We start from the raw sequence: 11,115 nt of genomic DNA, 5'->3' as shown, positions 1-11,115 counted from the left end.
GATTCGAGAGGGATGTTATAAAGGAGGTGCAAAAAGCCAAACATACTCTATGAACATCAAATCGATGGAACATACCGAACAAGAATCATTTCAACAGACAACTGAATGTAAAGAAATCGCCAAATTACGCTATAAAATTGAAGCGAAGAATAGCGAACTGAAACAGGGATACGGGTATGAATTGGCATGGGAATACAAGGTGCCACAGTGATATTTGCGGTCAATCTCAAGCGAATACTCACATTATTAAAAGAAAAAGGATAAAAGATCAAAGAAACAGGCCACTTCTTGTTCAAAATCGAACAAGAAGTGGCCTGTTTTTGTTTAAAAAACCGATAGAAATTTAAAAACGTAAGTTTTTCAGTGCCCTCATGAACATAACGGGTTCTTTTCAGAGCTCCAAAACTCGAAAATCATCCTCAATCAGCAATTAAAAAAGGAAACAAATTAGTATCGCTTTTGTCGGTGCTTTTTTTCGTCCTTTTTCCGAGATTTTTATGTAAAGTTATAAATCAAAGATAATTGAAACTTTTACGAATATTAACACGTATTACAAGTAGAACAACTTTTCGCTAAAAAATTACATAGATATTTTGATTTGAGAAATTGAATCTTAATGATGGGATTATAATGGGTTTTGCTAATCGAGTAACTAGTACTTCATATATTTTTGGGGGATCTCTTCTTTATTTTTTGGTCACTCTTTTTGTTACTTTCTTTGCTTATAAAAATTATTTTATAAATTAAGATCAATGATGAAATCCGAGCGGTAGTATTTCTTGAGTCCAAAAAAAGATTGAGTTAATAATTTAATGGAACTGGAGGAATATTATTGAAAATATTACCAATAACACTTTTTAAATACTTATTCGGAATAATTGGAATCATTCTAATAAGCTGTACACCTGTTCTCTTTACACTTAACAGCTCCTTGGATCTCCAATTATTTTTCACAACTTTTTTCGGGGTATTAAAAGATTTATTTAATCCCTCAGAATTGCATTTACGCTATTCTTTTCTTGATTATTTCAAAGGACCTTATAAGTACTCAATGCTGATTTTGGTTGCTTCTCTACTTTTATCTCTTATAATTTCATTCGTTCTGTCATTTATTACACTTTTATCAAAGGGATTTATAAAAAAATTTCTTCTGCAAATAGCAAGAATTCTTGAGTCATTTCCAGATTTTTCATTTATATTTCTTATTCAAATTGTAGTTGTTCAAGTTTATTTAAAAACCGATATTCTTATTGTACAATTTTATAGTTTGGGAGATAACTTGGTATATATCGCTCCTATTCTTTGTTTATCAATTCTACCTACCCTGTTACTTTTCAAGCTCTTTATCTTGTTATTTGAAGAGGAGTGGGAAAAATCCTATGTTGAGTTGGCAAGGTCTAAGGGATTAAGTAATTTTGAAGTTTTACTTAAACATTGTACTTCAAATGTGTTGAAAAGTTTATTTTACCAGTCTAAATCAATTGTTTGGCTCAGTTTATCTTCATTGTTAATCATTGAATACCTTTTTGGCATCAATGGTATTCTTTATTATTTGAAGGCTGATTTCAGTCCTAGTGGTACAACTTTTATTCTTTTATCTATTTTTACTCCCTTCTTCCTCTTTTATGCAGTAGCAGAACGTATCGTGGATAAGGAGCAAATAGAAAGAAATGTGATTTTCAATAATTTCAATTTATCTACGTTGAATATTCAGCAAATTAGAGCTTTAAATATCTTTAGAAAAAAAGATTCTAAACGTGGAATATCAGAAACCTTGAAATTATTAAGGAAAAATTCACTTAAATATTTGAATATTAAAATCCCTCTTTTGATTGTATTTGGTCTTTTATTAACTAGTTTCCTGTATTTCATTTTTTTCAATGATAAAATAGATCAAATCAATTATATATATAATGATGATGGGGAAATGTTAAGTATGGCACCACACCCCCCTTCTTCCAACGCTCTATTTGGAACAGATCCATTTGGTTATTCAATACTTCAACAATTAATAGTAGGTATCAAATATACCATCCTAATCACTTTAATCATTGCAACTATACGAATTATAACGGGTTATTTATTTGCAATTCTCTATGTATTTTATTTAAATAATAAATTAAGAATAGCCATTAATTCCATTGCGGATGGTATGCATTTTTTACCATTAACTCTACTAACATTTATTTTACTAATTCCAATACTTATTAATAGTACTGGAGTATGGGAAACTACACTAATGGAGCGGTTGATTTTACAAATAATGATTATGTCCTTCGTTGTTCTACCAGTAACAACAAGTTCCATTGGGAATGAAATGAATGAAACATTAAAAAAAGAATACGTCCAAAGTTCGGTTGTGATGGGAGGGTCATTAATTTGGATTTTAATCAATCACATTAATCCTCACCTTTGGCCAAAGATTCTCTTGCTCTGGACACAACATATTGTACAAGTTCTTCAAATATTTGTACATTTAGGGATTCTATCCATTTTTGTTGGAGGTTCAATATACGGAATACCGAAAATATATGAGCTTTCAGGGATGATTGCCATTTCCAGAGAAGTTTTTATGACGCAACAATATTGGATGATTCTTCCTCCATTATTTACTTTTATGTTGTTAATATATTGTTTCAATACAATTGCAAATGGACTTTCAAAGAAACCAATATACTTTTCTAAAAAGAGTTAGAAAGTGTTTCAAAGGATAATTATTCGAGTAGTTTCTTAATTGAATCGCTTAGAAAAACACCACTTATTTTGTAACATCGAATTTGGGTTCACGGTAGAGATGAACCGAAACATAGGAGAGAAGTTGAAGCTTTATATTTAATAAATGTTTACTTTCTTTTCAATTCGTTAAATAATTGTGTTTTAACGTTTGGTACCTCTGAAGAGAACCCGTTAGTATGAATACCTGTATTTTATTTTTCTTAGCCATTAATGAATTTAAGCATAAAATAGGGAAATGAGGATAAAGAAACTATACATTAAGATAAGGTGTTGAATGCTGATGAGTAGGGCACTGGTATATGCACATCGTGGAGCATCTGGCCATGAACTAGAAAATTCATACGCTGCTTTTGTTAAAGCAGTCGAACTCGGAGCAGATGGCTTGGAGATTGATTTACAACTGACAAAGGATTTAGTGCCAATTGTTACACATGACTTAGATTTTTGGAGACTTGCGAGAACTCATAGAAAAGTATCCTCGATGAATTATGAAGAAGTAAAAAAATTAAAGCTTGGGATTTATATTTTTCGATTATTTAATGGGAGTTCAATACTAACATTTGAAGAGGTATTAGCTTTTGCTAAGGAAAATAATTTAGCGCTTAATGTTGAATTAAAAGAAACCTTTGTTGATGCGCCAAGTCAAATTGATATATTGTCTAAACGGTCATATACTAATATAAATATCCACTTTTCATCATTTCATTATGAAGTATTAGAACGTATTAAAAAGTGTAATCCCCTGATTCAAACTGCTTATATAGGGACGAAGAAAACCAACTGGGAAGAACTAAGCCAATTATGGGCTGCAGATGCTCTTCATATTCACAAGAGGTATTATAAGACGGATAGATTAGATTTAGCATTTCAGTCAAATATGCCATTGCGTTTCTATGGTATTGATGGGTACGAAACATATTTAAGTAATCCCCATCCAGCTGTAATAGGGTGGATTACAGATTTTCCTGGAAGGGTCTTAATGGAACAGAAAAAAAAGGAATTCTGAAGTACTTCAGATTTCCTTTTTTTTCTTTGCGAATTTTGCTTGTACTCTGCCATTTTTTCGATCTCTATGTAATAAAAACCCGGCAAAAAATCCGAGACCAATAACTAACAATACAATACCTAAGAATAGCTGTAACCCTAGATTAGGAATGGCACCAATTAGTGTACCAAATATTGTATCACGTATCAGTTTTATTCCACCAGCGGCCATTAAACCAGGAATTAGTAATACAATAAACGCCAACATTCTAGCCAATTTCTCTCAACTCCTACAATTACATATCTTTGAGTCTTTTAATTTCAAATTTAAACGAGCAATTAAAGCTCACCTTATTTTACTATGCTCCATTACATTGTCAAGAATATCTAAATACGGTATGATAATAAGAGGATTTGCAATTCATTGCATAAAATTGGCAGGGGGATTGAATTCATTTGCAAAACGTTTTGATAATTGGGGGCGGCATTGGAGGGACAGCGATTTTAAAGCTGTTGCTATCTTCTGAATCTTTCCGTGTTCAAAGGATTGTCGATATTAATCAGGATGCACCAGCTATACAAATAGCAAAGAAACATAACATCCCAACGGGAACAGAATGGCAAAAATATTTATCAGTGGATTTACATATTATTTTTGATTTAACTGGGTCTTCAGTTGTTTTTGAAGAGCTACTTAATAAGAGACCAGCACATACGGTACTTATACCAGGTGCATTAGCGAATATGCTCATACATTTATTACGTGAAAAAGATCAACTTATTCAAACCACTCGAAAAGAATCACATAAGCAACAACTAATCTTTAACTCGATAGAAGAAGGAATGATTGGCATTGATGCCAACGGAAAGGTCAACTTTTTTAATAAAAGTGCTAACCGGATGACGGGAATTTCTGTTCTTGAAGCTATTGGTAAGCCTATTTATGATATTATTCCATCAAGTGAATTGCCACGAATTTTTGAAACAGGAAGAATCGAATTGAATCGTGAACTAGTGTTGAATAATGGGTTGAAAATTGTCGCTTCAAGGTTTCCGATTATTGATGAAAAAGGGGAGCGTATTGGAGCGTTTGCTGTTTTCAAGGACATTTCAGAACTTGTAAATTTAGCTGGAGAAATAACCAATTTAAAAGAAATTCAAACCATGCTTCAAGCTATAATCCATTCCAGTGATGATGCTATTTCGGTTGTGGATGAAGATGGGAAAGGGTTATTAATTAATCCTGCTTATACACGAATTACAGGTCTCGAAACGGATGATATTATCGGGAAACCTGCAACAACGGATATAAGTGAGGGTGAAAGTATGCATTTGAAAGTATTGCAAATGCGAAAACCCATACGTGGAGTTAATATGCGAGTTGGTCCTCTAAAGAGAGAAGTTATTGTGAATGTAGCTCCGATAATCGTTAACAATCGTTTGAAAGGCAGCGTCGGAGTCATTCATGATATCACGGAGATTCGCACATTGATGAAAGAACTTGACCGTGCACGAAGTATCATTCGCACACTCGAATCGAAATATACGTTCGATGATATTATTGGTGACTCAAGTGAAATGAGAATTTCAATTGAACAAGCTAAACTAGCTGCTAACACACCCGTAACGGTTCTTTTACGTGGTGAATCAGGAACTGGAAAGGAACTATTTGCGCATGCAATTCATAGTTCAAGTGATCGGAAGTACAATAAGTTCATTCGTGTAAATTGTGCTGCAATTGCAGAACATCTACTTGAAAGTGAATTATTCGGGTATGAAGAAGGTGCTTTTACTGGTGCTAAACGTGGAGGTAAAAGAGGTTTATTTGAAGAAGCTCACCATGGAAGTATTTTTTTAGATGAAATTGGCGAACTTTCAAGTAATACGCAAGCGACGTTACTACGTGTTTTGCAAGAAAATGAGATTGTTCGTGTAGGTGGAACTAAATCTATTACTGTTGATGTAAGGGTAATTGCTGCAACAAATATTAATATGGAAAAAGCTATGCTAGAAGGTAAGTTTAGAGAGGATCTATATTATCGGTTAAATCGAATGCCAATCCAAATACCACCGCTCAGAAATCATAAACAAGATATTACAGCTATCGCTGAGCGTTTACTTGTGAAGTTAAATCAAGAGTATGGACGCAATGTAGTTGGTATATCTGAGGTGGCACTGCAGAGACTACGTGTATACTCGTGGCCTGGAAATGTAAGAGAGCTTGAGAATATTATTAGCCGCGGAATAATCTTTATGAAACCGACAGAATCGATATTGGACGACCAACACTTACCGTTATCAATGTTGAAACATCAGGAACAAGAATCAAACCAACAAAAGATATTACCACTTGTTGAACAAATGGAACGCATGGAGCAAGAAATTCTTTCAGCGGCATTAAAATCTAATGATGGTAACAAATCTAAAACCGCCAAACAACTAGGCGTTTCTCTTAGAACTTTATACTATAAATTGGAAAAATACGACCTAACGTAGTATTGCATGCAATTAATTGCATGGTTTGCAATCATTTGCATACTAAAATATACGCAAAGTTGACGAATAAAGCGTTTTCAGTATTGATACTTTGGCACGCTTTATGCTTAAATTATGAATGTCGGGGTGATTACGTTTGAAATTGGATGATTTAATAAAGCAAGCTTCTTCTTCTGAAGATAATGTCGTTTCTGTAGCGTGTGCAGCAGACATGGAAGTACTAGAAGCAGTTAATATGGCAATTGAACTAGATATGGCAAGTTTTCGTTTATATGATGACGAACATAAGTTGAAAGAAATGATTATAACGAACTTTCCTCATTTGTTGAATCATCCAAAAATCTTTAGACATCATGTGAAAAATCAACAACAAGCTGCAATTTCAGCAGTTAAGTCAGTACGATTAAATGAAGCAAACGTTTTAATGAAAGGCCATATTCCAACAGCTGTCATATTAAAAGCTGTTCTGCATCCGGATTATGGACTTCGAACCGGTAGTGTTTTATCACATGTTGCAGCGTTTGAGGTCAATGGAATGGATCGTTTGATTTTTGTTACAGATGCTGCCATGAATATTTCGCCAGATCTCGAACAAAAAGTGAAAATTATACAAAATGCTGTAATGGTTGCACATGCTGTTGGTATCCTAAACCCCAAAGTTGCTCCGCTTGCAGCGATAGAAACTGTAAATCCAGTAATGCAAACTACACTTGACGCTGCTGCTCTAGTAGTGATGAATACAAGAGGACAAATAACCGGATGTGTAATTGATGGTCCTGTTGCTCTTGATAATGCTATTTCAGTAGAAGCGGCTCATAGTAAAGGATTGAAAGGTCAATATGCAGGACAAGCTGATATTTTGCTTGTACCAAATGTTGAAGCAGGCAATATTTTATACAAATCTCTTATCTACTTTGCAAAAGCTAAAGTAGGCGCGGTGATTGTAGGAGCTAAAGCACCAATTGTCCTAACTTCTCGTTCTGATAGTGCGGAAAGCAAACTGAACTCTATTGCTTTAGCTATCTGTACATCTCAGGAATAAAGGGACCAAAATAAAGGAGGAATTCAAATGGAAATATTTAAATATATGGAGACTTATGATTACGAACAATTGGTGTTTTGCCAAGATAAAACATCAGGACTAAAAGCAATTATTGCGATACATGATACAACTTTAGGGCCAGCACTTGGCGGTACACGTATGTGGAATTATGCTACTGAAGAAGAAGCGATTGAAGATGCTCTACGTTTAGCTAAAGGAATGACATACAAAAATGCAGCTGCAGGTTTAAATCTTGGCGGTGGTAAAGCGGTTATTATCGGAGACCCTCTAAAAGATAAGAATGAAGAGATGTTCAGAGCTTTCGGTCGCTTTATTCAAGGGCTCAATGGTCGCTACATTACTGCAGAAGATGTTGGGACAACTGTTGCAGATATGGACTTAATTCATGAAGAAACAAATTATGTAACTGGAATTTCACCTGCTTTTGGATCTTCAGGTAATCCTTCTCCTGTAACTGCTTATGGTGTATATCGTGGAATGAAAGCTGCAGCAATGGAAGCTTTCGGAACCGATTCACTTGAGGGGAAACGAGTTGCAGTTCAAGGAGTAGGTAACGTAGCGTATCACTTATGTCGTCATTTATTTGAAGAAGGCGCACAATTAATTGTTACGGATATTAATCAGGTTGCAGTCAATCGTGTTGTTGAAGAGTTTGGAGCAACTGCAGTAGGTATAAATGAAATCTACTCTCAAGACGTTGATATTTTTGCACCGTGTGCTCTTGGGGCAATCATAAACGATGTAACAATTCCACAATTAAAAGCAAAAGTTATTGCAGGTGCAGCTAATAATCAGTTAAGTGAAACAAAACATGGTGATATATTACACGAACTTGGTATCGTCTATGCCCCTGATTATGTAATTAATTCTGGAGGCGTAATTAACGTAGCGGATGAGTTGAATGGCTACAACCGTGAACGTGCAATGAAACGTGTAGAGACTGTCTATGACAGTATTGCAAAAGTAATGAAAATTTCACGCGTTCAAGGAATTCCAACTTACCTAGCAGCTGACCGTTTAGCTGAAGAACGTATTGCTTCCCTTGGTAAATCACGTAAACAATTCTTGCAAAACGGTAAACACATTTTAAGTGGACGTTAATCTAGCACTGGAAACAAGGTAAATTATTCTAATCAGTTGTAGATGATTTAAATCATATCATTGAATTTCATTTTCTGATTTTAAAAAGCACGAGTTAACATGTGAAACTGTAAGTAGATATGTAGAACTTATTATTACTAATCCTATTAAAATTTTTGGGAGGAATCATTGTGCAAGAACAATTATATCGCATTCTTGTCATAAATCCGGGTTCCACTTCTACGAAAATTGGTGTTTTTGAAAATGAAGTTTTGTTGATGGAGAAGACAATCCGACACTCTTCTGAAGAAATCGGTCGGTTTGCTTCTATTATTGATCAATATGAATTTCGCAAGCTAACCATCTTAGAATCATTGGATGAAGAAGGGATTAACATTTCTAAATTGTCGGCCGTCTGTGGTAGAGGCGGTCTTCTTCGTCCAATCTCGGGTGGGACTTATGCGGTTAATGAAGAGATGCTAATAGACTTGAAAAAAGGTTATTCGGGTCAACATGCGTCTAATTTAGGTGGAATTTTAGCATTTGAAATTGCAACAGGTTTAAATATTCCATCATACATCGTCGATCCTGTCGTCGTTGATGAGTTGGATCCGATTGCACGAATTTCAGGGTTTTCGTTAATAGAACGTAAATCAATATTCCATGCATTAAATCAAAAAGCTGTTGCACGACGATATGCTAAAAAGTGTGGCAAGTCTTACGAAGAAATGAGATTAATCGTTACCCATATGGGTGGTGGTATCACAGTAGGTGTCCATGTAAATGGGCGTGTAATTGAAGTCAATAATGGCTTGCATGGAGAAGGGCCATTTAGTCCAGAACGTGCAGGAACTGTTCCTGTAGGTGACTTAGTAGATCTTTGTTTCTCTGGTGAATTTTATCGACAAGAAATAATGCAAAAGATTGTGGGACAAGGTGGACTTGTGAGTTATCTTGGAACGAATGATGCAGTAGTTGTTGAAAAACGCATTGAAAAAGGGGATAAAGCAGCTAAACTGGTTTATGATGCCATGGCTTACCAGGTAGCTCGTGAAATTGGTTCTGCAAGTACAGTTTTAGAAGGAAATATTGACGCCATTATTTTAACGGGTGGACTAGCATATGGAAAAGAATTTGTAGAATCAATTTCAAAACGTATTAACTGGATTGCCGATGTTGTGGTGCATCCAGGAGAAAACGAATTACAGGCGTTGACTGAAGGTGCAATTCGTGTTTTGAACGGGGAAGAAAAGGCAAAAGTCTATCCCAACTTATAATTAAAGGAGGTCTACATAATATGGCTCAAGATTATGATGTTGTCATTATAGGTGGTGGAACTGGCGGTTACGTAGCTGCAATTCGATCAGCCCAATTAGGATTAAAAACTGCAATTGTGGAAAAGGGAAGTTTAGGCGGGACCTGTCTACATAAAGGGTGTATACCAAGTAAGGCACTACTTCGAAGTGCAGAAGTGTATGCAACAACTAAAAATCATGCAGCTGACTTTGGTGTAAACACAGGAGAAGTTTCATTAGATTTTTCACGAGTACAAGCTCGTAAAGAGAGCATTGTTTCTCAACTTCATCAAGGGGTACAAGGATTGATGAAGAAAGGGAAAATCGATGTTTACGAAGGAACTGGCAGAATGTTAGGACCATCAATTTTTTCTCCTTCTCCAGGAGGTACAATCTCTGTCGAAATGAATAATGGCGAAGAGAATGAAATGTTAATACCTAAAAACGTTGTTATTGCGACTGGTTCACGTCCTCGCTCACTACCAGGATTAACAGTTGATGGCACACATGTGATGACTTCTGATGAAGCTCTTGTTATGACGGAATTACCAAAGTCCATCCTAATCGTTGGCGGTGGAGTTATTGGTATCGAGTGGGCATCTATGTTGAATGATTTCGGCGTTGAAGTGACAGTAGTTGAATATGCAGACCGCATTATCCCAACAGAAGACGCTGACATTTCAAAAGAAATGCAAAAGCTTTTAGCTAAAAAAGGAATTACCTTTGCAACAAGTGCAAAAGTTTTACCAGAAACTTTAGTTACTTCTGAAGGAACTGTTACGATATCTGCCGAATTTAAAGGTGAGACGAAAACATTTACAGCTGAGAAGATGTTAGTGTCAGTCGGTCGCCAAGCAAATGTTGAAGGTATTGGGATTGAAAATACAGATATTGTCGTTGATAAAGGATTTATTCAAGTGAAAGATACGTTCCAAACGAAAGAATCTCACATTTATGCTATTGGCGATGTAATTGGTGGGTTACAACTTGCACATGTTGCTTCTCATGAAGGGATAACAGCAATCGAACATATTAAAGGTCATAAAACACATGCAATTGATTATAACCTGGTGTCTCGTTGTATTTACTCAAACCCAGAATCTGCAAGCGTCGGGATTACACAGCAACAAGCAAAAGATCAAGGGTTCGAAGTAAAAGTGGGCAAATTCTCGTTTAAAGCAATTGGAAAAGCACTTGTATTTGGTGAGTCAGATGGCTTTGTAAAAATTATTGCTGACAAAAATACAAATGATATTTTAGGCGTACACATGATTGGGCCACACGTTACAGATTTGATCTCTGAAGCTGGATTAGCAATGGTACTAGATGCAACACCGTGGGAATTGGCAAACACAATTCACCCACATCCAACGCTGTCTGAAGTAATGGGTGAAGCGGCATTGGCTGTTGAAGGTAAAGCGATTCACGCATAAATTTGTTGATTATAAAGGGGGATGTTCA

8 protein-coding genes and 1 pseudogene are annotated in these 11,115 nt (G+C 35.5%); 8 read left to right on the top strand and 1 reads right to left on the bottom strand.

Features of this window, described 5'->3' with window-relative positions; translation table 11 throughout:
• From B371_RS21835 to B371_RS0114435, 3 genes and pseudogenes are all read left to right on the top strand, one after another.
• A pseudogene (locus B371_RS21835) lies at nucleotides 1-264 on the top strand (IS5/IS1182 family transposase); the annotation flags it as partial.
• A gap of 568 nt (nucleotides 265-832) precedes the next feature.
• Nucleotides 833-2,695 carry a hypothetical protein gene (locus tag B371_RS0114440; RefSeq protein WP_019415022.1) on the top strand — a complete coding sequence of 621 codons (1,863 nt, stop codon included), beginning with the start codon at nucleotides 833-835 and terminating at the stop codon, nucleotides 2,693-2,695.
• Between the two features lie 321 nt (nucleotides 2,696-3,016).
• Entirely contained in the window at nucleotides 3,017-3,742 is a 726-nt protein-coding gene (locus tag B371_RS0114435; protein ID WP_019415021.1) for a glycerophosphodiester phosphodiesterase family protein, read from the top strand.
• 6 nt (nucleotides 3,743-3,748) lie between these two features.
• Here B371_RS0114435 and B371_RS0114430 read toward each other — a convergent pair whose 3' ends face one another.
• Entirely contained in the window at nucleotides 3,749-3,997 is a 249-nt protein-coding gene (locus B371_RS0114430) for a DUF2627 domain-containing protein (protein WP_019415020.1), read from the bottom strand.
• Between the two features lie 179 nt (nucleotides 3,998-4,176).
• On the opposite strand from B371_RS0114430, the gene B371_RS0114425 reads away from it, so the two are divergent.
• The 5 genes from B371_RS0114425 (at nucleotide 4,177) to lpdA (ending at nucleotide 11,087) form a co-directional block, all read left to right on the top strand.
• On the top strand, nucleotides 4,177-6,216 hold the full coding sequence (locus B371_RS0114425) for a sigma-54-dependent Fis family transcriptional regulator (RefSeq protein ID WP_019415019.1): 2,040 nt from the start codon (nucleotides 4,177-4,179) through the stop codon (nucleotides 6,214-6,216).
• A gap of 136 nt (nucleotides 6,217-6,352) precedes the next feature.
• On the top strand, nucleotides 6,353-7,258 hold the full coding sequence (gene yqiS / locus B371_RS0114420; RefSeq protein ID WP_019415018.1) for a phosphate butyryltransferase: 906 nt from the start codon (nucleotides 6,353-6,355) through the stop codon (nucleotides 7,256-7,258).
• 27 nt (nucleotides 7,259-7,285) lie between these two features.
• Nucleotides 7,286-8,380 (top strand): branched-chain amino acid dehydrogenase, encoded by a 1,095-nt coding sequence (gene bcd, locus B371_RS0114415; protein ID WP_019415017.1) that lies wholly within the window; start codon nucleotides 7,286-7,288, stop codon nucleotides 8,378-8,380.
• 170 nt (nucleotides 8,381-8,550) lie between these two features.
• Nucleotides 8,551-9,636 (top strand): butyrate kinase, encoded by a 1,086-nt coding sequence (buk, locus tag B371_RS0114410; RefSeq protein ID WP_019415016.1) that lies wholly within the window; start codon nucleotides 8,551-8,553, stop codon nucleotides 9,634-9,636.
• A 20-nt stretch (nucleotides 9,637-9,656) separates the two neighbouring features.
• Complete coding sequence (lpdA, locus tag B371_RS0114405) at nucleotides 9,657-11,087, top strand: dihydrolipoyl dehydrogenase (RefSeq protein ID WP_019415015.1); 1,431 nt, start codon at nucleotides 9,657-9,659, stop codon at nucleotides 11,085-11,087.
• Nucleotides 11,088-11,115 lie beyond the last annotated feature (28 nt).

The organism is Paenisporosarcina sp. TG20 (assembly GCF_000286315.1).
In the GTDB taxonomy this organism is placed as follows: Bacteria; Bacillota; Bacilli; order Bacillales_A; family Planococcaceae; genus Paenisporosarcina.
The sequence above is the reverse complement of the archived record's forward strand: the minus strand, read 5'-3'. Positions and strand labels throughout refer to the sequence as shown.